At 41.3% G+C, this 25,526-nt stretch carries 22 protein-coding genes; 6 read left to right on the top strand and 16 right to left on the bottom strand.

The genetic code is table 11. From position 1 onward, the window contains the following. Positions 1 to 67: 67 nt before the first annotated feature. The 7 genes from JMX96_RS13400 to JMX96_RS13370 all read right to left on the bottom strand — a co-directional run bounded on the left by JMX96_RS13400 (position 68) and on the right by JMX96_RS13370 (position 8,402). Positions 68 to 400 carry a DUF3817 domain-containing protein gene (locus JMX96_RS13400; RefSeq protein ID WP_201569651.1) on the bottom strand — a complete coding sequence of 111 codons (333 nt, stop codon included), beginning with the start codon at positions 398 to 400 and terminating at the stop codon, positions 68 to 70. Positions 401 to 675: 275 nt separating this feature from the next. Continuing rightward, positions 676 to 1,383 (bottom strand): signal peptidase II, encoded by a 708-nt coding sequence (gene lspA, locus JMX96_RS13395; RefSeq protein ID WP_114701927.1) that lies wholly within the window; start codon positions 1,381 to 1,383, stop codon positions 676 to 678. Between the two features lie 141 nt (positions 1,384 to 1,524). Then, the gene (gene ccmI / locus JMX96_RS13390; RefSeq protein WP_114701928.1) at positions 1,525 to 2,805 is read right to left on the bottom strand and encodes a c-type cytochrome biogenesis protein CcmI; all 1,281 of its coding nucleotides are present in this window, start codon (positions 2,803 to 2,805) and stop codon (positions 1,525 to 1,527) included. Further along, positions 2,802 to 3,284, bottom strand: coding sequence for a cytochrome c-type biogenesis protein (locus JMX96_RS13385; RefSeq protein ID WP_371532842.1), 483 nt, complete (start codon positions 3,282 to 3,284; stop codon positions 2,802 to 2,804). Before JMX96_RS13385 ends, ccmI begins: the two co-directional genes overlap by 4 nt. An 83-nt stretch (positions 3,285 to 3,367) precedes the next feature. Next, positions 3,368 to 4,030: a DsbE family thiol:disulfide interchange protein gene (locus JMX96_RS13380; RefSeq protein WP_114701929.1), complete on the bottom strand. Its 663-nt coding sequence runs from the start codon at positions 4,028 to 4,030 to the stop codon at positions 3,368 to 3,370. Then, entirely contained in the window at positions 4,031 to 6,079 is a 2,049-nt protein-coding gene (locus tag JMX96_RS13375; RefSeq protein ID WP_114701930.1) for a heme lyase CcmF/NrfE family subunit, read from the bottom strand. Between the two features lie 121 nt (positions 6,080 to 6,200). After that, entirely contained in the window at positions 6,201 to 8,402 is a 2,202-nt protein-coding gene (locus JMX96_RS13370) for a heavy metal translocating P-type ATPase (protein ID WP_102083145.1), read from the bottom strand. Between the two features lie 142 nt (positions 8,403 to 8,544). Between JMX96_RS13370 and cadR the strand changes: the two genes are divergently transcribed. Next, the gene (gene cadR / locus JMX96_RS13365; protein ID WP_007394845.1) at positions 8,545 to 8,955 is read left to right on the top strand and encodes a Cd(II)/Pb(II)-responsive transcriptional regulator; all 411 of its coding nucleotides are present in this window, start codon (positions 8,545 to 8,547) and stop codon (positions 8,953 to 8,955) included. Positions 8,956 to 9,102: 147 nt separating this feature from the next. On the opposite strand, the gene JMX96_RS13360 is transcribed toward cadR, so the two are convergent. Then, positions 9,103 to 9,825: a CHAP domain-containing protein gene (locus JMX96_RS13360; RefSeq protein ID WP_201569643.1), complete on the bottom strand. Its 723-nt coding sequence runs from the start codon at positions 9,823 to 9,825 to the stop codon at positions 9,103 to 9,105. 796 nt (positions 9,826 to 10,621) lie between these two features. Next, positions 10,622 to 11,266: a DUF411 domain-containing protein gene (locus JMX96_RS13355; RefSeq protein WP_082787298.1), complete on the bottom strand. Its 645-nt coding sequence runs from the start codon at positions 11,264 to 11,266 to the stop codon at positions 10,622 to 10,624. Between the two features lie 239 nt (positions 11,267 to 11,505). Between JMX96_RS13355 and lnt the strand changes: the two genes are divergently transcribed. Then, on the top strand, positions 11,506 to 13,074 hold the full coding sequence (gene lnt, locus JMX96_RS13350) for an apolipoprotein N-acyltransferase (RefSeq protein WP_068039556.1): 1,569 nt from the start codon (positions 11,506 to 11,508) through the stop codon (positions 13,072 to 13,074). Positions 13,075 to 13,260: 186 nt separating this feature from the next. On the opposite strand, the gene JMX96_RS13345 is transcribed toward lnt, so the two are convergent. The 5 genes from JMX96_RS13345 to JMX96_RS13325 form a co-directional block, all read right to left on the bottom strand. Next, positions 13,261 to 14,187, bottom strand: a complete 927-nt coding sequence (locus JMX96_RS13345) for a cation diffusion facilitator family transporter (protein WP_201569641.1) — start codon at positions 14,185 to 14,187, stop codon at positions 13,261 to 13,263. A 1,441-nt stretch (positions 14,188 to 15,628) separates the two neighbouring features. Beyond that, a complete protein-coding gene (locus JMX96_RS13340; RefSeq protein ID WP_201569639.1) occupies positions 15,629 to 16,639 on the bottom strand; it encodes a DNA-binding protein in 1,011 nt (336 codons plus the stop codon). 281 nt (positions 16,640 to 16,920) lie between these two features. Next, positions 16,921 to 18,159, bottom strand: coding sequence for a replication initiation protein (locus JMX96_RS13335; RefSeq protein ID WP_201569637.1), 1,239 nt, complete (start codon positions 18,157 to 18,159; stop codon positions 16,921 to 16,923). 393 nt (positions 18,160 to 18,552) lie between these two features. After that, on the bottom strand, positions 18,553 to 18,717 hold the full coding sequence (locus JMX96_RS13330; RefSeq protein ID WP_201569635.1) for a hypothetical protein: 165 nt from the start codon (positions 18,715 to 18,717) through the stop codon (positions 18,553 to 18,555). A 204-nt stretch (positions 18,718 to 18,921) separates the two neighbouring features. Next, positions 18,922 to 19,263, bottom strand: coding sequence for a hypothetical protein (locus tag JMX96_RS13325; RefSeq protein ID WP_201569633.1), 342 nt, complete (start codon positions 19,261 to 19,263; stop codon positions 18,922 to 18,924). 261 nt (positions 19,264 to 19,524) lie between these two features. Here JMX96_RS13325 and JMX96_RS13320 point away from each other — a divergent pair, with 261 nt between their 5' ends. Continuing rightward, positions 19,525 to 22,161, top strand: a complete 2,637-nt coding sequence (locus JMX96_RS13320; RefSeq protein ID WP_201569631.1) for a MobA/MobL family protein — start codon at positions 19,525 to 19,527, stop codon at positions 22,159 to 22,161. Between the two features lie 30 nt (positions 22,162 to 22,191). Continuing rightward, entirely contained in the window at positions 22,192 to 23,148 is a 957-nt protein-coding gene (locus tag JMX96_RS13315; RefSeq protein WP_201569629.1) for a hypothetical protein, read from the top strand. A gap of 187 nt (positions 23,149 to 23,335) precedes the next feature. Here JMX96_RS13315 and JMX96_RS13310 read toward each other — a convergent pair whose 3' ends face one another. Together JMX96_RS13310 and JMX96_RS13305 are read right to left on the bottom strand one after the other, a co-directional pair. After that, the gene (locus tag JMX96_RS13310) at positions 23,336 to 23,611 is read right to left on the bottom strand and encodes a hypothetical protein (protein WP_057758781.1); all 276 of its coding nucleotides are present in this window, start codon (positions 23,609 to 23,611) and stop codon (positions 23,336 to 23,338) included. Between the two features lie 155 nt (positions 23,612 to 23,766). After that, positions 23,767 to 23,991 carry a helix-turn-helix domain-containing protein gene (locus JMX96_RS13305; RefSeq protein ID WP_057758779.1) on the bottom strand — a complete coding sequence of 75 codons (225 nt, stop codon included), beginning with the start codon at positions 23,989 to 23,991 and terminating at the stop codon, positions 23,767 to 23,769. 380 nt (positions 23,992 to 24,371) lie between these two features. Between JMX96_RS13305 and parA the strand changes: the two genes are divergently transcribed. Beyond that, positions 24,372 to 25,010 carry a ParA family partition ATPase gene (parA, locus tag JMX96_RS13300; protein WP_057758778.1) on the top strand — a complete coding sequence of 213 codons (639 nt, stop codon included), beginning with the start codon at positions 24,372 to 24,374 and terminating at the stop codon, positions 25,008 to 25,010. Next, entirely contained in the window at positions 25,011 to 25,223 is a 213-nt protein-coding gene (locus JMX96_RS13295; protein ID WP_156410677.1) for a hypothetical protein, read from the top strand. Positions 25,224 to 25,526: the final 303 nt, after the last annotated feature.

Raw genomic sequence — 25,526 nt, 5'->3', positions numbered from 1 at the left:
TGATTTAGTTAGGAAAAATAATCTTGAGTAATAAGATACGTTTGTGGCATTTGTAGCAGAGCTTGTTCTAGGCTTCTTTACTTACATTTTCCTGCAAGTTCTTTTTTAGTAAATGATCGAATATAAATGGGCCAAAAGGTAAGAGTGAGCCGAGTACGCCCGCAGGTATTGCCCAAAGAGGCATTTTTATTTTGATAGCTGAGCCTATAAGTATTATGATATAGGTAATAAACAACATACCGTGTGCCATACCGATGTATTTCACACCTTCTGGAATGTCCATCATATATTTTAGTGGCATGGCGATGAAGAGCAATAATAAGAAAGAGGTGCCTTCTAGATAGCCTATAAGGGTAAGACTTTTTAACGCTGTCTCTTGTTTTTTTCTAAGGCTGTGAATTTTTTCAATAGTTGGCTGAGCCTGTGACACTGTATTTTCCTTTTGTTATGATCAATAAAGAATTTATGGATTATTCAATGTCTCTATAATAATGGCTCTACGCAGAGCTTTTAAGTATTGAGTTTTAAGACCTAAAATGAGTGAGTACCTATACCAGTCATACATTATCTTCCAGTTCACATTTTATAAACATACTCAAGTATAAAAAGTATGTTTCCGTATAGAGTGACTACGACGCTAGTTCATTTTGTTTGTGATAATCGGCATCAATGTGCTTATTTATTACGCTTACTTTCTAAAAATATCATGTCAATTATAATCAATGCGACACCGACACAGACACCTATATCTGCAACATTGAAAATAGGATAATTCCATACATCAGCATAATGCACATGGATAAAGTCAACCACTTTACCAATTCTTAAACGATCGATTAAGTTGCCAATCGCACCACCAAGCATTAAGGCCAACCCCATAGATAATAGCTTGGCTGCACGTGGCGCTTTGATTAAATAAACCGTTAAAAAGATAGCCATTACAAAAGCTAAGCCTGAGAAAAACCATTTCTGCCAACCGCCAGCGTCGGCTAAAAAGCTAAATGCTGCCCCATAGTTATAAGCGAGTGTCCAGTTGAGAAATGGTTCAATGACCGGTACGGGGTCATTGAACGCTAATGTGGTTTGGGCCAACCACTTAGTCCATTGATCAAGTATTAATACCATTATCGCCAACAAATACCAGATAAAAGCGCGACTGCCATTGGCAACCATTTTTGGCATTTTGTCCAACTTACCTTTAGGTGTTATTGAGTTGCCTGAAGTCACGTACATAGCTTTAGGCGTATGATTCATGGTTTTAGAGTCAATCGATTGATGAGTACTACTCACAGCTATAGGTACTTTATTGTCAGCAATATTAGTACTAGCCGATTCAACGCTATTCAATTTAGTACTATCTAATCTGTCGGTAGATTCAGTCATAGTTGTTTTCTTTATCTATGTTTATACAATGAACAATGTTAAACGTATATGTTTTTGGTATACAATTATTAATCGCGCCACTTTCATAAACGGCTCCACTTACCGCTCTGGTTTTATGAAACTTACGGTAATAATTTTTTATTAGGGAATCTGTTGATTGATTTCAACATTAACCTGAGTCTGTTCAACGCTAATCATTATAGGATTACCCGATAAGTCGCCTGATTCTGCTATGGCATTACCGCTATGACTAATACGAGCAACGACTGCTAACTGAGTTTTGTCACTACGAGCTGAATTTAACGTGCGATCTGGCATCATCGCATCAAGATTACTTAAGCGGATACTAGCCTCACCTTGCTTGATAATACTAATGGGTAAACGTTTGGCGGCAAACGGTGGACCTCCTTTAACGTCACGTATCGCAACAAACAACACATCATCAGCTTTCACTAACGGTAATAAATTAGCGTTAATTTTCACTGTCACGTCAATACCTTCTAGCGCTTGCTTTTCTTGCGTGCTAACGTAGTTGCTTAACTCATCTAAGCTTGCTAAAGCTTTAGTATGATCACCTGGTTTGGCCACAATGCTGCCTTGTAAGCGTTTAATCCAACCTTGCGCTTGGGCAAAGTTACTACTACGAGTCTCACCCATTGCCATGAGCATTTGAGCCCGTTCATGCTGCGGATTCTTAGCTAATATAGCTTGTAATAGACGGCGAATATTGGCGTCTAACTGACCTTCATTAACAAAAAAACTAGTCTGAGCATAAGTAGTAGCAATCTCCTCGTTATCAGGTGCTAAACGATAGGCACGCGATAAGGCTTCTAACGCAGAGTCAGTCGCCTCCATCGATAAGAAAAGTTCAGATAGGCGCATCCAGCGATTAGGATCATCAGCGTTACGATGGACGTTGGTCTGCATAGCGCTAATCAACTGACGACCGTTTTCAGTCGCCCACTTTGGTGGCTTATCAATCTTAGCCGTCAATAGGTCATCAGCCACTTGTCCTACTTTGTCCTCGCTTGTCCACAAATCAAACACGGGCGTACGATTGCCTATTAGTAAGTACGCCATTGCAGCCAATATTGGGATCCAAGCTGCGACAATTAAACGGCTTTTGACATCAGGGGTGACCATAGGTGTTATCTGACGCTGCGCATCTAATAGCTGACGCTCCAGTTCCAGCTTTTGATTTTGATAATGGCTATTATTAATAGTACCGCTGTCTTTATCTGTTTGTAGCTCAGCTAAACGTTCGCGAAATACTGCAACATTAATATCTAGCAGTTGATTGTCTATTGGTTTGGACTGCAAACGCGGTGCTCGTAGCCATGGCATAATAGCAATTAGCGCAAATATAAGAGCAATCAGCAAGCTTAGAGCTACAAATAAGCCAAAAGTAGAAAATAGAGTCATTTTTTGTCCTCTATGCTAGTAATATCGTGGTCGACATTCTCAGCTTGCGATAATAGACGATCAAGCTCAGCCTTTTCCGCAGAGGTCAAGGCAGCAGTACTGTTCACTGTAACGCCGTTTTGGCCACGGGCGACAACTTGGCGGCGTTTACTTTGCCAAAACCAACCAACAATTAAGACGAGCAATAATAGTGGTGGAAAAAACCATAGGATCCATGTCGATGGTCGCATAGGCGGCTTGTAGCTAATAAAGTCACCGTAGCGCTCTTGCATATAGGCGCGTATTTCAGCATCACTACGTCTATCTTTAATTAAATCATAGACTTTTTGCTTTAGATCCTGTGCAATCGGTGCATCAGAGGCTGCAAGGTTTTGATTTTGGCATTTTGGGCAGCGAAACTCTTCTATTAATCCACGATACTGAGCTTCTTGCTGTGGTGAATCAAAATCGTATACGTCAATAGCTGCGTTTGCCGTCATGTTAAGCAGACACGCTAGTATTAAGCTTGCTAGTTTTAAAATTATATTGAGTTTTATTTGAGGAGCTCTTATTCGAGTAACGTTCATTTGCACATCTCCTCAACCTGAATGAGATCAGGACTATCGTTGTTCTTATTAGCCTCATTAAGTACGGTCAGGCACGGCTTAACACGCTGTTGCCAATTGGCTTCATTAATCTCACCAACAATATGCTGACGAATGATGCCATCTCCATCCACAACAAAGGTTTCGGGCGCACCAGTTATGCCTAAGTCTAGAGCAAACTGACCCAATGAATCCTGAATAGACATAGAAAATGGATCACCGCCTTGGTTTAAGTAACTGAGCGCATTACCAATCTCATCCTTATAATTCACACCAACGATATCAATGCCGCGCTCTTCTAGTTGCATTAAAAACGGATGCTCAATAATGCAAGTTGGGCACCACGAGCCCCAAACATTAAGTAAAAACGGCTTATCTGGCAAATTATTATTGGTGATAGTACGGGTAGTATCTGCTAATAACGGCAGCTCAAAGGCAGGAACCGGACGCTCAAGAGCGGTATTGGTCACAATGTCTGTTGGTTTACCTAAGCGCATGTACAATATAACTACCAAACCAAAAAAGAGGATAAGCGGAATTAAGAACCATAGCTTCATCTGCTTTTTTTTCATTGCCTTTGGGTTACGCTGCTTACTGTTTTGGCTATCTTTTTGCTCAGGAGTGTTATTCGACATAGTCATTTATTTCTCCTTTAGTGTCGACATCGTCGATGCTGAGATTGCCTGCTCAATAGCTACCTCATTGACTCCATCAGTAGCCAAACTACCAGTAACTAGCAACGGAGCTTTAACTTTTTTGATGCGGTATCGTTTATCAAGCATACTAATTAATCCACCTAGAGCCATGATAATTGCCCCTAACCAAATCCAGCGAATTAATGGTTTTACATAAATCCTTAATGCCCATTGGTTACTACCATCGGCAATAGGTTCGCCCAGTGCGACATAAACATCGCGCATAAGACTGGGGTCAATAGCGGCTTCAGTCGTTGGCATCGTGCTGATAATATAAGTACGCTTTTCTGGAGTCAGTTTCGCCACTTCACGACCGTCTTTGGATACCACGACTTGCGCTTGCGTTGCATCAAAGTTACTACCCTTTATTTCAAAAAATTCAGTTACTTCAAAATCGTAACCTTGAACATTGACTGTATCGCCAATACCCATTGCTACGTCACGCTCAATACTCAGGCTACTAGTAAAGGCTATGCCAATGACAGCAACCAATACGCCAATATGAGCAGTCTGTTGACCCCAATAGCTCAGACGCAACTGCCGCAAACCGTTAAAAAGATTAGGCGCATTCTTAGTTTTATCTTTAAAATCAACTGCCATCCATAGCAGTGCCCAAAAGCTAACGGCTAAAGTCACACCAATATTAAGCATAGACGATGGATTAACAAAGTAAGTAATAATGGCAGCTAATACTAAGCTACTAACGGCGATGACCATGCCTATACCCAGTAGTGGACGGGTGTCTTTTTTCCAGCGAATATTTGAGCCCATACCCATAGCTATTAATAACAGCCACGTTAAAGGTACAAATAATGCATTAAAATAAGGAGGGCCAACGGACACTTGTCCTAAACCAAAGGCATCAGCGATAATAGGGTAAAGGGTGCCGAGCAGCACCACTAAGGTTGCAATCAAAATGATGGCGTTGTTGATCACTAAAAAGGACTCACGTGAAATCAGCTGATATTGACTTTCAACGGTTAAACGCCAACCTCGAACGGCAAACATTAATAGACCACTACCGATGATAATGCCAAGAATAGCTAAGATAACCAAACCACGCGTCGGATCAGCGGCAAACGAATGCACTGAGGTAAGGACTCCAGAGCGTACCAGGAACGTGCCAAGCAAGCTTAAGGCAAAGGCGAAAATAGCCAGCATAATGGTCCATGCTTTAAACACCCCGCGCTTTTCAGTGACTGCTAATGAATGCAGCAATGCTAAGCCGACAAGCCAAGGCATAAACGAGGCATTCTCTACCGGATCCCAAAACCACCAACCGCCCCAGCCAAGCTCGTAGTAGGCCCACCACGAGCCCAGTGCAATACCAATGGTCAAAAACCCCCAAGCCGCGAGCGCCCATGGACGTGACCAGCGTGTCCAAGCAGCATCTAAACGCCCTTCCCACAATGCCGCCATACAAAATGCAAAAGGTACTACCATACCCACATAGCCCATATATAACATGGGCGGATGAATAATCAGACCGAAATCTTGTAGGACAGGATTTAAATCAGCGCCATCGACCGCTAGATTGGGTAAGGTACGCTCAAACGGTGACGAGGTAAATATCAGCATCGTTAGCATCATTAACTGTACACCGGCCAAAATAACTAATACCCGCGCACGCATTGATAACGGCAAGCCGCGACTAAAGTATGATACCAGTGCACACCATGTGGCCATGATGGTCATCCATAGCAGCAAAGAGCCCTCGTGTCCGCCCCATGTCGCCGATAACTTATAGTACCAAGGCAACAGCGTATTGGAATGCTGCGCGACGTAACTGAGGCTAAAATCATTATAATAAAAACCTGCTATCAAAGCGCCAAATGACGTTATCATGGCGGCAAACTGTGCCCAAGCTAAGCTAGGGGCTAGTCGTTGCCAAGCAACTTGGTTATGAATAACACCAATAGTTGGCAGAATTACCTGCAATAACGCCAATACAAAAGCGGTAAGCAAGGCAAAATAGCCCAATTCTGTAATCAACATACGGTCTAACCTTATTTACTCTAATGCGGTTGCAGTTTACTGTGGCGGTGGAATTTTTATTATTAGAACCCACCCCCGAAATCTGCTGCTATCTCTAGTTTTTAATTGATTTCGAAGGGTTTTATTTAACTACTTTAGGCGGATTTACCAGTGGAGGCGCTCCCTTAAAGCGCAGTAAACGTAACGCATTAAGAGTAACGAGCACTGTTGCTCCAGCATCAGCTAGAACCGCAATCCATAGTCCAGTAATGCCGAATACGGTCGTGATCAGAAAGACGCCTTTGAGACCCAAAGCGAAAATGACGTTCTGATGAATGTTGCGCATGGTGGCACGTGAAAGTGCGATGAGATGAGCCATATCCGTAACACGACTTTTTAATAATGCGATATCGGCCGTCTCAATGGCCACATCGGTACCACCACCCATCGCGATGCCAACATCGGCAGTTGCTAGCGCTGGCGCATCGTTAATACCATCACCAACCATCGCTATTTTGCGGTTGTTCTTCATCTCGTTAAGCAGGCGCAGTTTGTCCTCAGGCAACAGCTCAGCTTCCCATTCCACGTCTAAATTACTGGCAAGTGCTTGAGCGGTTAAGCGGTTGTCGCCTGTTAGCATGACGGAGCGCACACCCATCGCTTTGAGCTGAGCCACACCTTCATGAGCGTCGTCTCGTAATTCGTCTCTTAGCGCGATTAATCCAAGCACTTCACGGTTTTGCTCATCGAAAAGAACAGAGACGGTCTTACCCTCATTTTGCAGCGCCTCAATTTGCGCCTGTTGTGTGGATGAAATCAATGCCTCATCGGCTGCGTAAACAGGCGAACCGATAGCTAGCGCGCGCTCCGCGACAGTTGCGTGTACCGCTTTACCCGCAGTAGCAGAAGCTTTGGAAGCCACAGGTATAACAACTTTAGCGGCTTCAGCATGGCTGACAATGGCTTCAGCAAGTGGGTGACTAGAACCAGTCTCCACACTGGCAAAAAGTGCCAATATCTCATCTTGACCTTGAGAATTCTGACCTTGAATACTTGAGTCCTCTTGTGTAAAGGCAACAACATCGGTCACGCGTGGTTTGCCTTCAGTTAAAGTGCCTGTCTTGTCAAAAGCGACCGTCTTCACTTGGCCGATAGTTTCTAAAGCACTACCGCCTTTGATCAGCAAGCCACGGCGCGCACCAACAGCAAGACCAGAGGCGATGGCAGCGGGTGTTGATAGTACAAGAGCACAGGGACAGGCAATCAGCAACAGTGCTAGACCGCGATACAACCAAGTCGACCAATCTCCACCCATGGCTAACGGTGGAATGATAATAATTAGTGCGGCAATAGCCATCACTGCCGGTGTGTAATAGCGACTGAATTTCTCAATAAAACGGGCAGTGGGTGCTTTGGAGGCTTGGGCTTGCTCTACCAGCTCAATAATGCGCGAAATGGTGTTATCGGCGGCTGTCTTTTCTACGCGCACTTGGAGCACACCATCGATGTTAATTGACCCTGCAAATACATTGTCACCCATCGTCTTGGCAACAGGAACAGACTCTCCCGTCACGGGCGAATCATCAAGGCTGGACGCACCTTGAACAATGGAACCATCAGCAGATACCCTATCTCCAGGACGCACCAGCACAAGGTCATTCACTTGTAATGAAGTCGCTGGAACGTTACGCTGCCCACCTTGAGCATCAAGTAAAATTGCACTTTTCGGAACCAGCGATGATAAGGCTCTGATGCCAGCGCGAGCGCGATCAGCAGCGATACTCTCAAACAGTTCACCGATTGAGAACAAAAAGACAACTGCTGCGGCCTCTTCAGCTTCACCAATGATAAGTGCGCCAAGCACGGCGACGGACATCAGCGTTTCAATTGAAAAGAATGAACCTGTTTTAGCCAGTGCTAAGGCTTTGCGCGCAAATGGAAAAACGCCTACAATCACAGCGATGGCAAACACCCATATCCCATAAGCGGGCAACAGTAGTGACAGTGCATAAGCGCTGCCCATCAAAATACCGAGGCCAACAACCTGTTTGCCTTTTTGAGTTTGCCACCATTGCTTATCCTGCGGAGCCATCTGATTGTCGCTGTCAATATCAATAGCCGATACAGTTTGTTGACCAGTATTGGCAGAGATGCCGAACCCTAGGCTTTTGATTGTTTTTTCGATATCACTAGCCTGAGTCGGCGCACCAGGGGCTAAATTTAGCTCTAGCGTTTCTGTAGCGAAATTCAGCTGAACATCAGAAACCCCAGGCATACGTTTCAAAGCTGTTTCAATCTTGCCGATGCAACTGGCACAGTCCATACCTTCAATATGATATTTCATAATAATTTACCCTTTGAATAATGATATTATGAACCCTATAGTGGCTTTAGAGTCAAGGTTATTTATCTACAGTTTCGTAATTTTAATTTCTCTAGCGCTAGTCTTTACAGCCACTTTAATTATTTAAATCATAGAGGTTGTTATGACAATCAAAATTGGTGAGCTCGCTAAACGCACAGGTGCCACAGTAGAAACCATTCGCTATTATGAAAAAGAGCGTTTATTACCCGAGCCTTTTCGTAGCGAAGGGAATTATCGTTTATATAATGAAGAGCACATTGAGCGTCTACAATTTATCCTACATTGCCGTACGCTCGATATGGCTTTAGATGATGTGCGAATCTTACTTGAATACTGGGAGTCGCCTGACAAGGACTGCGGCGATGTGAATAACTTGCTAGATGAGCACATTCATGCTGTGGAAATACGAATGGAAGAACTGATGCACTTAAAGCATCACTTGACCGTTTTGCGCCAGAAATGTGCAAGTAGTGCACCAGCGTCATCATGTGGCATTTTAAACGCGCTTGTCGATAACTCCTGTCATGAGTAATGATATCAGTAGTGTTCATTTCTGACGGATCAAATCATGAAAGGTTAAATACGCCCTGATGTTAAGCACAAAAAAACCCAGCAATGATATTAAGATCACTACTGGGTTGGAGGAAATAACAACTATGTTGTGCTGACTTAGAAAGTCTTATTTATCATTCATAGCAAGGTAGATATTACGATCTGATGCGGATGCGTCATCCACGTATTTTGAATCGCGCCATGTCGTATAAGCATAGACACCACTGTATGGGCTGATGCTGTTCTGACGGAAATCAGAAATCCAATTTTCGCCATCAAATATTTGGATATGGCCATGCGGGCGCTTTGATGAGCGATCATAGACAATAACATCACCTACTTGGGTTGGCATATCATTACTGATTTTGCTAAAACCTGCTTTATCAAGCGTGCCACGAGTGGCGTACTGATAGGCTGAAGGATTGGGTGTAAATTCATAACCAGCTGATTGTAGTGCTTTACGTACGTAACGGGCACAATATCCAGAGCTGCCAGATAAAGCCACTTTTGAGGCGCGAGCAGCAGCGATAGCGGGGGCTGAATTGCTGTCAGGAACTGTATTGACTTGCTGCTGTTGTTTTTCAGCGTATAAGCGGCTGTTCAGCGATGAAAGCTGATTCTCTTTTTGCTTAGCCTGCGCACTTAGGTTGCTAATAGCTTGACTAATTTCATCATTATTAGAAACATAAGCACCACTTTTGGTGCTATAGATGTTTTTTGATGAACCGTAGTTTGATGCCACAGAAGTATTGGTGATGGTATTATTTGTTTGAGAGATTGTGATAGCAGCACCACTCGTTTGTGCTATGCCCATACCCAGTACTGACAAAATCAATAAAGCCTGTTTCATAAATCTAATACCTACGGTTAATTCAAAATCGTCTGTTATCAACAACAGCGCAGTCAATTAAATCTCAATAACTCAAGTATATATATGTCATAGTGACTGATACTTCTGCTGCATATTATTCATATAAAAAATGATTATTGGCGATCACAGCTCATTGAAGTCTTACGAAGCTGTTACAAATCAAGCTGCTGACCAAAACACAAAGCCGACTTTAGCATAGGCTGTTTAGCCTGTCATCCCCCTTAAAAACCCCAAAAATACTTTTTTGATGTCGAAAAAATTGCTAATATCCCACATTTTACAATGTAAGTTTGTGTAACATGTACAGAATATAGCTGACTAGATTGACCACAATTTCTACTGTTTTATAAGCAAAAAAACGTCTGAGGGTTAAATCTATAATTTAGATTTAACCCTCAGACGTTTTTCTATTGGATGAAGTAATTACCCTATATAGGGTCTAACTAATTATTAAGATAATATAATAATTTATAATATTAATATAGATGTTAATTCCCTACTGGCTTATGTAATATTACGTAATTGTTTCGATACATCCTGTATATTCTTGTATTAACCCTTAGTTATTTATCTATTTTAAGGGTTAATAACCGATAAATCCGCTTACATTGTCATCAAAAGTTACAAATTCAAAGTTATTTTTAATTTTAAAGTCGCAATAGCTAATGAATTTTTTGATGAAGAATCATTTTATAAGCAATAGAACAGTCTTATACTTGCTTCATTCGCTTTTAACGCTAACACTATAATCAAAGTATTCTTAACTGCTAACACACTATAATTGCTGCTCTACCGATTCAATATCAGCATAAACTTGGGTCGTCCCGTCTTTATTGAGTTGCATAACCTGATAGGGCATGAATTTATTTTGATACTCCATACCCGGGCTACCAACAGGCATGCCAGGTACGGCAAGACCCATAGCTTGTACTGGCGGATTTTCTAAAAACTGCGCCATATATTTAGCGGGTACATGACCTTCAAAGACGTAACCATCAGTAGTGACTACAGTATGGCAAGAACGCATTTCATTTGGAACGCTGTAGCGCTCTTTAAATACGGCTAAGTCCGCAACATCTTGCGCGGTTGCACTTAGACCATTATCTTCTGCATGACTTATCCATTCTTTACAGCAGCCGCAATTGGCATCTTTATAGACAGTGGCTGAGACGTTTTTTAGTAGGTCTGGTTTACTTACTGATGTCATCATAGGAGTATTTATAACGTTTGGTTCAGCTGTCTTCGGAACAGTCACTACATCTTCAGTTGATGCCGATGTTGTGCTTGCATCAGATACGCCACTACTCGGTTGGCTACAAGCAAATAGTGATGAGGCGGCAAGTAATACTAACGTACTACGCAACCCCTTAGACAGATAACGATTGAATATAAGACTGGATTTTATTTTTAAGGGGGTCATAGTGCTCTCTCATGTACTGTAGATATTGTGAGCTATAGAAGGTCAAGTAACACTTCATATCGTTTGGTAATGTAGCATAATAACCCATCAAACGGAGTACGTAAATTTATCCATTGAGCAGTGCGGACTGGTATCATAAGCAGTTTTCATTTTGAAATGCTGCCTGTAGTATTAACAGGTCTATCCGAGTTTTGGATTTTGACTAAAAATTCAAAACTCATAATTTTGGATAATTTGCGATGCGCCTGTCTACTATTAATCTACAAAAGCGTTTGAGTACTCACTCAAATCAATTACCGCTATGGTTTACGCTAGTAGCAGCATGGCTTGCAGGGGCTATTTTTTTATTTGCGCTAGCGCCTCATGGGTTCTGGCCGCTAGCAATAGTGTCACCAGCGATTTTATATGCGCTGTTGGTACCAAATATGAGTGGTCGTCGCGCTTTTATTATCGGTGAAGCTTACGGTATGGGGCTATGGTGCGTCGGCGGCTTTTGGCTCTATACTGCCATCCATGATTATAGCGATACTCCAACGTGGCTCGCATTGATTATGATTGGATTGATGGGTCTCGGTATGGGACTGTTTCATGGATTTTTAGCACTAGTCTTTAACCGTATGGTAGGCAAACAACCCTTTTCATTTGCTGCTCTTTGGGTGCTACAAGAATGGTTAAAAACTTGGTTATTCACAGGCTTTCCGTGGCTGTTTGTTGGTTATGCATTTACTGAAGAGTATTGGTTATCGTCCTTAGCACCCGTTGCTGGTGTTTTTGCCGTCTCTTTTGTTGCCATACTATTGGCTGCAAGTTTAGTAGAGCTACTGCTTCGACGCAGTAGTTATGCCGTCGTTTCTGTACTGTTATTAGCCATTAGCACATCATTATGGCTGGTCAATCCGCAATGGACAAAACCTAAGGGCACACCTGATCTGTCAGTGTCATTGATTCAAGGTAATATTTCACAAGATATAAAGTGGCTGACGCAATATCAAGTAGAAACGCTAAAGATTTATGCGAAGTTAACGCGCACTGAGTGGGGACGTGATGTGGTGGTGTGGCCTGAATCATCTATTCCGATGTTTCAGGATGAGGCTGCGGGCTTTATTAGTGAAATGATAGAAATGGCCAATGCGACCAATACGACATGGATAACTGGTATCCCTTATAAGGATAAAGCGGCATTCAATGCCAGTACGGATAAGTATCCCCCATTTTACAATAGCGTGATTGCTCGAGGTGTAGAAGCGGAAGGCCTATACAAGAAGCAGCGTCTAGTGCCTTTTGGAGAGTATATTCCATTTGAAGGCGTGCTCGATATTTTCCCAAGTTTGGCCGGTAGTCAGGATATTAAGAGCTATAGTCGTGGTAGTGATCAGCAGTCACCGCTAAAGGTGCGTGAACACAATATAGGGACGGCTATCTGTTATGAGGTAGCTTATCCAGATACCACGCGTAAAAATGCCATCGATACTGACTTTTTGTTGACCGTCTCTAACGATGCCTGGTTTGGCACTTCAGCAGGACCATTGCAACATTTGCAAATGGTACAAATGCGCGCGCTTGAGAACGGGCGCTGGTTTATTCGAGCGACCAATACTGGTGTTACCGCTATCATTAACCATAAAGGTCGTATTGTAAAACGCGCACCGCAGTTTGAGCGTACTGTACTACGTGGTGAGATACAGGCACGGGTTGGTAACACGCCCTTTATGCTTATGGGAAATTATCCTATCTTGATAATAATAACCCTGTTATTACTAATAAGCTATTTTGGCAAAGGTCTAACCACACTTAGAAGACGAGGGTAATAGTAAACTTAATCATAATAATTTAATCAGCGTAAGTTTTTTATTTTTTCTAGGTAACGTCCTAACGCACGTAAATATAAAAGTTTTAAACTATTGATCACATAAGAACTGATTGAAAAAATTATGTTGACATAAGGCACGCGCCTCATACTTAAAAAGAGATAGCTATATACGGTCTATCATCTTTTAGTTGATACTTTCATTTAATGCACGCGATTTTTGATTGTCATCTGCCTTAGTACCAAATTCAATAGTTGCATGTTGTATATTCTGATGCGCCAAATCTTCCTTGATGTTTTCTTTCATAGTAATAGTCTCTTCAAACGTTATATCGGTCTTCGGTACAATATGAACTGTAAGAGCATTCTCAGTGGTACTCAAAGCCCAGATATGTAAATGATGAAAGTTTTGAATAAAATTATAGCTCTCTAAGATAGCAGTGATTTTACTGAGATCAACATTTTGAGGTACTCCGTCGATAGCAAGCTTGATACTCTCTTTTAGTAGACCCCAAGTCGATAACAGTATAACGACTGAAATAATCAAGCTAACTAGAGGATCAACGATATTCCAACTTGTATAGTAAATAATAATGCCCGAGATAACGACACCTACAGAGACCAATGCATCTACCATTAGATGCAAGAAAGCACCTTTGACATTAATATCGTCTTTTTGACCTTTGTAGAATGCAAAAGCAGAAACAGTATTTATAAATACGCCTATTAGAGCTGTAATAATAATAACTTTTCCTGCAACTTCCGGTATGGTATCAAATCGACCCAAGGCCTCATACGCAATACCTATAACTATTGTAACTAACAATATGGCGTTAATAAGAGACGCCATTATAGAAGCTTTTTTGTAGCCATAGGTATAAAGCGTAGTAGATGCTTTCTGTGCTAATTTCATTCCAATTAACGAGATTATTAAACTGGCAACATCACTTAAGTTGTGGCTAGCGTCTGCGATTAAAGCTAATGAATTAGTTGAGTAGCCCACTATAAACTCGATGAGCGTAAATGCAGAATTTAGACCAATCCCAATATAAAAAGCTTTATTCATATCTTTAGGGTTTGGAGCTTGATGACTGTGGTTATCTGAATTACTCATAATTTACCCTTGTTTAGGTTGCTGCATTTTATTAAAGGTAGAAAATAAGTTTATTGCATATTTTCTATATTGCACAGTCAATATTGCTCTAATACCGTAGACACACTTATTTTTATCAATAAACTGAGCCACAACTTGATTGTGTGTCCTATCTCTCCTTGGGCGAAAAAAGCGGATTTTACTGTAATCTAACTGGCTTACGTAAGCTTCTTGTTCTCATGTTCAAGCTCTTTAGTATGTGTAGCTTAGTCTTGAATGTTGGTTAGTATAGTTTCATTAGTGCGCTTTTTATGACATGACCACATAAAGGTGTAATCGTTTAATGCTTCAATCAGCATGCGAACGGCGCGTTCTTTAATCTCAGGAGTGTAAGTTTGTCTTTTAATTATCGTATTCTCTCAGAAAGATGATTTACCGCTTCTTAACAGCGCGTGTAAAACCTTGCATCTGACGACTAAGGCGGTCTTAATAGTAAACTACCTCAGTATTGTCAGAAACTTAACGTCTTGTGAGAATGTACTAAGTACTAATTGCTAACTTCAAAATAATTGAAATGCTTACGCTAAATGACGACAAAAAAAGCCTAAGCAATTTAACGAAGAATCAGATATTAAAAACCTAATCTGTATGACAAACAAAAAAATGCCTCTGGGAGTTGACTCCCAGAGGCATTTAGTTTTAAATGTAGATAACGGTTACAGTGTGCGTCAACACCCTGTAACGAACAAATAAGCACACAGACTGCGTTATTTGAACAGCATTAAATGCCCGTTTAGGGTCATTTTATCCAAAATCTGCTCTCATATCAACTCTATTTGCTATACATTTTAAAAACTGCTTGTTCGCTCGTTACATTTTCGTGTTGCTCTCTCTGTACCCGTTACCCGTCAAATGGGTGGCAGGCCTCGGTGACGACTGCGTTTGACATAAGGGTGAGCTCCCTACAGGGGTGACTAGACAAAGGATCAGAGCAACGCAATGAGTGGTTACTTGTGCATATCGTAGCGGTACATTGGGCGAACGCCCTTGCTAGCGTATGACAGTACAGTAGCGGTTATGAGCGTGTCTAGGCGGTGCTATCAGCCGTAATCATAACAGCCGTAGCTTGATACAGTGATACGGTCTTGATGACGCGATGGGCGATGAAGTCGGCATGACTAATCACATCAAATTCAAGGGATGCACTAAAGTGTTTGTGAGCATTATTATTATACTCATAATTGCTTTAGGGTGAGTGTTCCTTGAAATCTGCTCAAGGCTCCAAAATCAGCATAATTTTCACTTAGGCTATATACTATAAGAATCTAGAGAAAAATTTAGAATATTTATTATACAACCATCATTTATTCAGTGAGTCGACATTGTCATGGTTGATTCATAAGCTTAGTGTGAATAGAACGGGATTGACTTAGTTATTGTTAATAGGCCTCTATTACTAAGTTTAACTGATACTTTTAGTGTTAATTGTCTCTCGCATCTTTTTAATCTCTGCAGTCAATGAGCTACTCTTTTCCTGTTCTGATTGATAGTTAACTGAAAGCTCATCATACCGCTCACTCAATGCAGTGTACTCTGTACTAAGCAAAGTTCTCTCATGATTTAACGTGTCGTGTTGCTTAATCAGTAGCTGATGATTTGCTTCAATCTTAGCTTGCTTTTGAGTCAGCTGCTCATTGATCCCTGATAACTTATTACGTTCAGCGGTTATCGCTTTTAATTCTCCTTTTACCTCTGCTGTAAGGTTCATTATTTGGTTGTGCTCAGTAGTCACTGTTTTTAGCTCAACCTTGACTGCTTCAAGCTCTGTCTTCACACGTGTGATCTCTGCTTTATCGCTATTAGCAGTGGCTTCAAGCGTGGCCACCTTCGATATGTTGGCACTCAGCTCTTTTGACTGTTGATCAAAGCTGCTACGCAGGTCAGCAAGTTGAGCCTGAGCTGCAGCTGTTTTAGCTCGTTCAAGCTCCAGCTGGTGCTGAGTATCACTGAGTGTTTGCGTCAGCATATCCCGTTCAGCAGTCACTTGAGCCGCGGTGATAGCCGTTGCCTCTGCAGTTGCTGTGACCTCATCGAGCTGTTCTAACAAATCAGTCTGCTCACTCTCTAGTGTCTTAACCGCGTCTTGAGCCTCGTCTGTCTCAGCTTGCAACTTGGTTTTAATATTCTCTAGAGCCTCCCGTTCTCTAACCAGACGATCATTGGCAATATCAATGGCCGTTTGCCACATATCCGCGCCAAGCGTTTGTAAACGTTCAGCAATGCCACTTGGTAGCTCAACCTGTCTTAGCTGCTCTTCTTGTTGGTTATCCTGACGCCAAGACTTCATGGCTTCACTGATGGTCGTAAATGATCCACCACCCAGCGCCTTACGCACTTCTGCTAAAGTAGGTTTGATATCTTGTTCGTGCAGTTGATCAGCGGTAGCATGAATTTGCTGTGTAGTAATGGCCACAATTATTGTCCTTAATTTTGTATGAGTAAATATGTAGCGTTTGTATCATGTTGTATATAGTATAATACAATATACAACATGATACAATATAAGATATAAAAAAACCTCAAGCAATCTTGAGGTCATAATCGTTAGATTATGGCTAACAATCAATTAAGTACTCCTCTAGCGCATTATTATCATTTATTAATGATTAGCGCTGGTTTTTTTAGAGAATAATAGTGTCTTAATACTGCCAAGGCTAGCACCTAACCACCCAGCAATAGGATGTTTTTGTCAGTCTACGTATATTCTAAATAATCACGAATAGGACATTTATTGAAAACTGAAGAATCCGTCTTTAGTCTTTTGACCATCTCAATTGCCCACTCTGCCTCATTTTGGCCTGCTAGACTGGTGGAGCTGACCAGATGGTTATAATTGGCTATAAATTCTTTATTCAGAACAATGCGCTTTAATTGTGCGTCGCTTAGACCTTTAATTGAAAAAGGATTCAGATCACTCTTCAATGCTTTTGACTGCTTAGCCTCTACCTTGGCTTGACTGCTATCTTCAAAACTAAACACAATCTCACTCACCACCCGCCCTTTTTTCTTTTGAGCGTAGGTTATACGGTAAGGCGTGTGCGTATGAATATCACTGATAGCTTTATCTAATACATAACGTTTGAAATCAATATTCCTACCATAGCTATCAACGCAATTAAATTTTTCACGTAAATAGTCAACGGTATACGCCTTTTCTTTGTATTTTTGGAACATACAACTGGCAATCAGCTCAAATAAAATCATGCCATAACTACCAAGATTAATAATCCAATGTCGCTCCCATTTGGTAAATGGATTTTCACGATCGAATACTGATAGCATCTCAATCACTGTATCGGCCAGTATAATTTCTAACTGTCCCTCGTTTTCCTTATATTCGCACTGAACAAGCCAAGACACTCCAGTTCTATGCGTCCGTTCATTATTCTTAAAGTTCCAAAAAAAGAATGCTTTGTGCAGCATGCTATTAGCAACTTCTGCCAAGGTACGGTAAATACTTTTTTTGCCTAAATTATATTCACGGGCAAACTCTAGCGCATTAACCACAAACATTCGTTTTCTGGCATCAGGGTCTTTTTCTACATGCTTACGTACTAAGGGCGATAAAAACATAATCAGACGCCGCTCATTCAAGTCCAAATCTGAAATGGCATTTAATAAACGGTTTTGCATCACCAGCCATTTGTCACTGTAAATTGGTTTGGGCTTACTCTCAACTTGACTGACATTCTGTAATGGTTTGATTTCTTTAACGTCTGAGGTAATCAAATCAAAATTAAAATCAAATTTTGATTCTATGACAGGTTCAATAATAAGGATAGTGGCATCATTATCACCCACTGTCCTTCTTACATGAGCGGTAAGTTCATCGCGCTCTTGTTCGCTTAAATTTTTATCTACTTTGACCGTATAAGACTCGCCTATAAACTCTCGTAGGTTATTTTGGAACTGTGCCATCTCATTTTTATTCATATCGTAATATTTCGCTAGATTAATGCTTATGGTGAATAATAAACAATATTAGTGGAATTTACAAATTTACTTTCCACTAATACCGCTTAAACTTCCACCTTTAACCGCTTAAACTTCCACCTTTAACCGCTTAAACTTCCACCTTTAACCGCCTAAACTTCCACTATATAAAAATATTTTTCCGCTGTAGACCAAGTGAAGTAAGTGTCTGCGCCGATTTTCACCTTCAGGACAAAAGCTTTTAAAAATTATTAAAAAATAAGAAATATATTTTTGTTTTAAGTAATAGGAAAATAGGCAAAAAAACCGACGAATTTGAAATAATAATATGAGCTACCAACTGCTTTTAAAATTATTTAGTAGCTCAACCAGCTGTTGTCCGCTTACTTGATATTAATCCTCACTTTCATAGTCCGAATCAAGAGTCGACCTCTGGAAATCTTCAAAAGCACGATCAAAGATCTTTTGAATGTCTGCATCTGTCATTTTGGACAAAGCTGGTTTCATGTTTTCAGTCGCATTTTTTGTAGATAATTTGTCTTCATTTTCAGTAGCCATTATCGATACCTCTGTAAATACATCTCAAATCGTTGCTAGAAAGCCTAATAAGCACCCTTATACGCATTCTATGCTCTGTTCTATACACTGATAGCTAAATATATTTTAAAGCGCTTAAAACAGCTAAAAATCGCCTTCTAGCATTTTACTAATTAGAAGACGATTCAGTTGTACGGATGAATAGGCTATTGCTAACAGTAACAGTTATTGCGCTGCTGATTTGTCATCAAACAATGAACCGTACTCACTGTCTTGATTGTCTTTATGCGAAGTAAAACTGCTTGATACCATCTTAGCCTCACCTTGCATCTTATGAGCAATTGACTTTAAAAACTCACGGTGCTTTTTCAAACGGACATACTTTTCATTATCGTGTGCGTCTAAAAAAATGGCTTGCAGTTCATGATTGTCATCATCGTCTAATGCGTTGGCCAACCACTCCCCCAATATTTTATGTGCTTCAAGCCTGTCCTGATCAATCTCTTTTTTAAGAGCCTGCAATTGCTTAATCTTATTTGCGAATAAATCATCTGATATTACTGACATTACTTCATCCTTTTTTAGCCAACTATGATAGAGTTGATCCTAGCAGTACATACACAGGTATGCAAGATAGTAAAATACACAAGACCACATCGTTTCGTGGGCGCAGTAGTATTTTAACCCTCTGTTAAGAGCGAACTTAGGAGTTTATGTAAAAAAGGCCCACAAGGGGCGCTATTTTTTTACATAAACTCCGTCGTTCGGCAGGGGGCGAACCCCCTACAACCCCCAAAAAATTATCTCTCAATGTTGGGTTTTTTTGCTATGAATAATAAAGGGTTTCATCTGTCAGTTAGCGCCGTTAGTAGGGCGAAAAATCATAGCGTGGTGGCAAAGTCGGCTTATAATTCTGGCTCAAAACTGGCTGATGAGCAGTCAGGAGTCGTCCACGATTACACCAGTAAAGCTAAAGACAAAATCTTAAATTTAGTGGACAGTGATGGTACTAAATACACGCAAGTTATTGAGAAAAATGTGATGCATACGGCGTTGATAACGCCAACTCTTGCTGGGGATCTAGCAGTGACACGTGAGGGTTTTTGGAATGATATCGAACGCATTGAGACTCGTAAAAACGCTCAATTGGGTACTGAGATTGATGTGATGTTTCCTGATGGGATCACCGCTGATCAGCGTATAGTTTTGGCCGAGCGCTACGCTCAAACCTTATCTGATCGCTATAACGTGCTTGTCGATGTAGCCATTCATCGGCCACACAGTCACGAGAAACATGTGGGGGAGGTTGAAGTGGTTGAGCTGACCAGTCGTAACTTTCATGCCCATATTTTACTCTCAAGCCGTGAGATAGTAGCGGATGTTGAGGGTTATGCTTTATCAGCACGCAAGAATTGGTTGCAGTGGTCAACGGAGGAGCGTTTATCTAAGGGGTTAAACGGGCGCGGCGATGAGCTTAAATATCAACGCACCCTTTGGGCGGATATGGCCAATGAGCTACTGCCTGAGAATAAAACCATTAGTGAGAAATCCTACCGTGAGCTGGGCATCAGTCGTTTACCAAAAATGAAACTGGGTAAGTCACTATATAAGGATATTCTCAAAGGCAATCGTTCAGTGATTCATGAGTACAACGAGACGATTGATGAGATCAATGCTTACATTGAAAAAAATGGTCTGGTAATTGAGTATGACGACAAGGGACGTATTGACCTAGAAAGCAATGAACAAGAGGTTAACGGCGTCACAATACATTATAAAAAGCGTAAACCCTTTGCGCGAATTGAGCTCAGTAATATCCGCTTTGTAGATCCTGCCGCTGAACTTGAACCCGCTATTCCTAAAAATAAGAGTCAGACGCATAGTGATGCGGCCAATGATCACGCACTTGATGAGCTTTTAGCAATCTCAGCCAACTTTGTGAGTCAAAAAAAGATGGTACGCAGCGCCTTATTTTCAACCATTGATGCGCTGCATGAAGAGTTAGCGCACCAGTCTAAACAGATTATTACCATTGATAAAAACATTAAGAGTACCCAGCGGTTCACCGAGGAGGTGGGACAGGATTTTAGCGAGCCCCGCCAAAAAATGATTGAGCTTGCCCAGAAAATACATACGACAGAGCAAAGTGAGGCACTGAAAACGGCTTTAGTGTTGGTTGATCAATTTAGACAAGATGACACCCTACAAACAGGCCGCGCTGTTAGCCGCCTTGAAGAGCAGCTGTCACAGATTGATAAAACGATGCTGAACAATAAAACGGTTTTAAAAGAGCTTATTCCCCTTAACAATCGAGTTATTGATGATCATAAGGCGCTTAAGGCCACCCTAAAACCGTTTGCCGCAACGCTGAATAAGCTGGCTACTGACTTTAAATCGCTTGATGAGATTGATGTTGAAAAAACTGAGCTGCAGCAGCACTGGCGCGAGGCGTTTGAGGATTTGCAGGCGATCGAGGTAACGAGCAACCTTGACACCTATCATAAGTTCGCGGCACTGGCAGATCTTGATGTTGAGCGTTTTAAAGCGCTTGAGCAAGAGCGTGAGGCGCTGCGTGCTCTTAAAGCGGTAGAGATAGATGATACCGCTGAGGCACGTTTGCAGATGCTTGCATCTGATGTAAAGACATTTAAAACCGCCAATAATGAAGACATCAAACAATTAAAGCTGCAAATCAATACCAGTCAAAAAACCTATCAGCGCCTATCGCCGTTTTATGAGCAGCGTATTGCCCTTCTTGATCAAAGTGAAGCGGTGATTGTGCAAGATGATAACTTATACGATGAGATTACCCGTACCAAGACCACTCAATTGAACGCAGATCGGCTTGATGACTGGCGTACTCGTACCATGGCGCTCCAATACCAGCTCAACAAAGCGCGTGAGCAAGCCGAAACTGAGAACAAAGCTAGGCGTGAGCGAGAGGAAGCAGAGAAGCGGCGGCAAGAAAAACAACAAAAAGAGCAAGATGCTACTGCCCTTGCGCGTACCCGACAGGCAGAAGTCAAGGCGTATCAGAGCAGGTTTGATAATATGCTGGTACGGGTTAAAGACCGTATTGATAAGATCGACTTTAAAGCGATTGATACTACTGCCACTGTGATAGAGGCGGCTGAAAAGTTAGCTGCTGAGGCCCTCGTTTTAAAAACGCTTCAGCATACTGATAATGTCACCGCGTTGCAAAAGCGTTTGCGAGACATGGATGCAGAACGGGTGATGATAGACAGAGATACGTCGGTACAGACACTATTACAAGCGCTCGGCACGCTTTCTAGCGACCGTCATAAAATTGATACTATAAACGCGCTTAATGAGCGTTTTGAGCAGATTCCTGACATCCGCGTGGGCACGCAAAATTTAGCGCAAATCTTGGCCGCACAAGTGCTGGATATAGACAAGGCTATTCAAGAAAAAGCGCGCCATTACTCGTCACCACGCCCATTTTAGTTGTGATGATTACAATAATGAGTACTTACTATGAATAAAAATGACCGCACTGAGCAAGACATACACGATCAACTTGTTAACCTAGTGACTTCATTGACTCCGGTCATTGGGGCCTTGCGTGAGCTGATTAAGCGAGCCGATGATGCGGTAGCGAGGCGGCTTGAGCGTTCGCTTAGCGGTATTGATAGCAAGGTGAATGAGGTGTCTTCTGCCATTGAAGAATTAGGTAGTAGCGCAAGCACGACTTCGCAGGCATTGAGTCAGTATCAAGAACTCGTGTTAAAGCAGCTACAAGCGGCAGTGACTGCTTTTACTGACAATGAGATGCCGCGTCGTTATGATGACAAAATAGCAGGCATCATCACCGATATGAAACAGCAGATTGATACGGCTGTAGAGTCGGTCGTTACTGCTAAAAACGACAGCATAGAGGTACAAGTGAGTACCATGCAAGCGGTGGCTGACAAGCTTGGCGCAAGCGCTGACAATCTAGCCCTATTCACCAATCAGTACCAAGCTGGTCATAAGCAGATTATTGAAGATATTGAGACCTTTGAGACCACCACCAAAACGCGGATTGAGCAGGTTGAGGGTAGAGCTAGTAAAGACTTGGACAAAATTCATAAGTCCATTGAGACTATGAGTATTAAAAGGATTGCAGCCGTTGTCGCAGCGGGTACGATGGCTGTGATAATAAGTTTGGTGGCCCTGGTATTTTGGTATGTGCCAAGCTTTGATGAGATTGCAGAGATGAGATACCAGCAAGCAGAGCTACAGCGCGGCATCGATGAGCTTGAAACGGGGTGGAAGCAGGCATTTGATAACGCTCAAAGTCAGCAGATTATTTTGGCTTGTGATGTTAATGAAGCGCAGCCTGATGCAATCAGCTGGTGCGTTAGAGCAGACAGCAAAAGTGTTTTGAGAGATGAGAGAGGCTTTGTTTATTATAAAATAGCTGGGGTGCCGCGTGCAGAGCCGACTGAGTAAAGGCATATGGTAACAGTAAGCCATATTGCCCAAAAGTGCGTCTTCTGAGACATATAAGACTGAAAAAAGCTTGTTTGATTGTCGTTATCTTTGTCTATATCAAGAAGCCAGATAATGACACTTTATCTGGCTTTAAGGATTATTGTTTCTTGTTAAACAAGAAGTCTGTAAATATAAGCTAAAGCCATTACGCTGCTTGGTCAGTGTGAGCTGTGACCAACTCTATAAAAGCAGTTTCAAGGGTGCTTAACGCATGATCGTCAACGATAAGACCGTCATCTAGCTGTCGTTGCACCCAGACATAAACCGCTTCATCATTATAAAGAATGGGGTCAACACCAAGTAGGGTTGCCAGCTGTAAGCCTTGCTGTATTTGTAAGCTTAATAACAGCTGAGAGGCTAACGTTTTAGTCTGTTCACTAAACCATGTGCAGCTATTGAGCCGAGATAGATTGTTATTCATTGGTATTCTCCTATAGACCATTATATGCATATAATAAATAAAATGACTTACTACAGGTCAAATTATACCTATATTTTAATCTATTGCAAGAGAAAATAACCTTCTGTAGGTCTTTTTATTCGTTTAAAGACAATCACAGCTCATGACAACGTTATTTATGCTGGTGACTCACTGCTGTCCTCATTTATGATTTCGTATAAATCACCAACATTGATTCTAAGATAAGTACATAAAGACTCGATGACATCTAGATCAACGCGGGTGGCTTCTTCATGATACATGCGAGTAATGGTGCCACGATTGATGCCAGTATCTCTTGAGATATCGGCAATTTTAAGGCGTCTTTCACCCATGATGGTCGATAAGTGACACTTCACCATAGTGGTTCCCTCATTCATATTAGTGGTTTTTGATTGGTGAGCGGATTATAACGAATATGAGCGGCTAAAGTATTGCTTTTAGTAGCTCATATTGATACTTGATAGCTACACTTTATATGTTAGCAGTCAGTTTACTGGGGCATCTCAGTCTTTGATAAATTTATGCATTTTTATGAATATTATTCACATAGAAATTCAGTCGATATCAAAGATATAGTTATTTTTTAAAAATGTTGCTATTCATCTAACTATTGAGTAAAGTCTTAATAATACTCAAATACTCAAATACTCAAATACTCAAATACTCAAATACTCAAATACTCAAATACTCAAATACTCAAATACTCAAATACTCAAATACTCAAACTTAGGATTGCTCTATGAAAGTCATTGCTGTGTTGAATCAAAAAGGAGGCAGTGGCAAGACAACTATTGCCACTCAATTAGCTCGTGGCTTGCAGCTGCAAGGACATAGTGTATTGCTAGTAGATAGTGATCAGCAGGGCAGTGCACGGGATTGGCGAGCTGTAGATGAAGATAATCCAGTACCAGTGATAGGTCTCGATAGACCTACGCTTGATAAAGATCTAAAAAACGTCTCTGATAAAGAGTATGTGGTGATTGATGGTTCACCACAAGCAACTAGTTTGGCTTTATCTGCAATTAAGGCGGCTGATTTTGTATTAATTCCTGTACAGCCTAGCCCATACGATGTCTGGGCGACTAGCGATTTAGTAGACTTAGTAAAGCAGCGTATAGAGATGACTGACGGTAAACTAAAAGCAGCCTTTGTAGTGTCTAGGGCAATTCAGAATACTAATATTGGTAAGGATGTGGCTTCAGTTTTACTAGAGTACGGTCTACCTGTGTTAGATAGTAGAATTATGCAACGTGTAAGTTATCCAAATAGCGCAGCATTAGGCAAGACCGTGTTTGATACTGAGTCAGTGAATAGTAATGCGGTACAAGAAATGACAGCATTGGTTAATGAAATTAAAACATTCTTTGATAAGGAGTAAATGATGAGCTTAGCAGCAGGTCGTCCCAGCAAGAAGGTAAAAGATGAGTTATCTTTGTCAGACGTGACCGATAGTCCTCAAAAAACGGCACGAGTAAACTTTAACATTGACAAAGATAAGTATATTGCATTCAAAAAGTTTGCGCTTGATAACCGAAAGACAGTGACTGAGCTATTAACTGAAATGATTGAAGAAAAGTTGGTTGAGCGATAGGCATAAAAAATCCGATTTTTTATGCCTATAAAAAGGATATGTATAAAAAACTCAAAAAACTATACATATTATCGGATTTTAGGGCTGATTTTTGACAACTCCCATTCAGCCAGAATTTTTCATAGTGACAGACTAATAACGAGTATTGTTACCCTTGATTTGTTACTGTTAATCTATACGTAGTTGCGCTATCTATGCGCTATTTAGAAACTATCTTTTACTGCCTAACCTGTAGAAGCACAGTGCTTTCTACAGGTTAGCTTTTTTTAGTCCGATATTTCTACAGGTTAGCTTTATAAATAA

The organism is Psychrobacter sp. JCM 18900, from assembly GCF_904846625.1.
Classification (GTDB): domain Bacteria; phylum Pseudomonadota; class Gammaproteobacteria; order Pseudomonadales; family Moraxellaceae; genus Psychrobacter.
Note: the sequence above shows the minus strand (reverse complement) of the source record. Positions and strands in the feature narration are given on the sequence as shown.

Bases quoted from the DNA above. Each gene is read 5' to 3' on its own strand.
- lspA (WP_114701927.1), bottom strand. From the start codon at position 1,383: ATGACTGAATCTACCGACAGATTAGATAGTACTAAATTGAATAGCGTT.
- JMX96_RS13310 (WP_057758781.1), bottom strand. From the start codon at position 23,611: ATGAATAACAATCTATCTCGGCTCAATAGCTGCACATGGTTTAGTGAA.
- JMX96_RS13375 (WP_114701930.1), bottom strand. From the start codon at position 6,079: ATGTTGATTACAGAATTGGGCTATTTTGCCTTGCTTACCGCTTTTGTA.
- JMX96_RS13330 (WP_201569635.1), bottom strand. From the start codon at position 18,717: ATGGCTACTGAAAATGAAGACAAATTATCTACAAAAAATGCGACTGAA.
- JMX96_RS13385 (WP_371532842.1), bottom strand. From the start codon at position 3,284: ATGACGGCAAACGCAGCTATTGACGTATACGATTTTGATTCACCACAG.
- JMX96_RS13335 (WP_201569637.1), bottom strand. From the start codon at position 18,159: ATGAATAAAAATGAGATGGCACAGTTCCAAAATAACCTACGAGAGTTT.
- JMX96_RS13305 (WP_057758779.1), bottom strand. From the start codon at position 23,991: ATGGTGAAGTGTCACTTATCGACCATCATGGGTGAAAGACGCCTTAAA.
- ccmI (WP_114701928.1), bottom strand. From the start codon at position 2,805: ATGACTCTATTTTCTACTTTTGGCTTATTTGTAGCTCTAAGCTTGCTG.
- parA (WP_057758778.1), top strand. From the start codon at position 24,372: ATGAAAGTCATTGCTGTGTTGAATCAAAAAGGAGGCAGTGGCAAGACA.
- JMX96_RS13355 (WP_082787298.1), bottom strand. From the start codon at position 11,266: ATGACCCCCTTAAAAATAAAATCCAGTCTTATATTCAATCGTTATCTG.
- JMX96_RS13360 (WP_201569643.1), bottom strand. From the start codon at position 9,825: ATGAAACAGGCTTTATTGATTTTGTCAGTACTGGGTATGGGCATAGCA.
- JMX96_RS13370 (WP_102083145.1), bottom strand. From the start codon at position 8,402: ATGAAATATCATATTGAAGGTATGGACTGTGCCAGTTGCATCGGCAAG.
- JMX96_RS13345 (WP_201569641.1), bottom strand. From the start codon at position 14,187: ATGAGTAATTCAGATAACCACAGTCATCAAGCTCCAAACCCTAAAGAT.
- cadR (WP_007394845.1), top strand. From the start codon at position 8,545: ATGACAATCAAAATTGGTGAGCTCGCTAAACGCACAGGTGCCACAGTA.
- JMX96_RS13380 (WP_114701929.1), bottom strand. From the start codon at position 4,030: ATGACTATGTCGAATAACACTCCTGAGCAAAAAGATAGCCAAAACAGT.
- JMX96_RS13315 (WP_201569629.1), top strand. From the start codon at position 22,192: ATGAATAAAAATGACCGCACTGAGCAAGACATACACGATCAACTTGTT.
- JMX96_RS13295 (WP_156410677.1), top strand. From the start codon at position 25,011: ATGATGAGCTTAGCAGCAGGTCGTCCCAGCAAGAAGGTAAAAGATGAG.
- JMX96_RS13325 (WP_201569633.1), bottom strand. From the start codon at position 19,263: ATGTCAGTAATATCAGATGATTTATTCGCAAATAAGATTAAGCAATTG.
- JMX96_RS13320 (WP_201569631.1), top strand. From the start codon at position 19,525: ATGAATAATAAAGGGTTTCATCTGTCAGTTAGCGCCGTTAGTAGGGCG.
- lnt (WP_068039556.1), top strand. From the start codon at position 11,506: ATGCGCCTGTCTACTATTAATCTACAAAAGCGTTTGAGTACTCACTCA.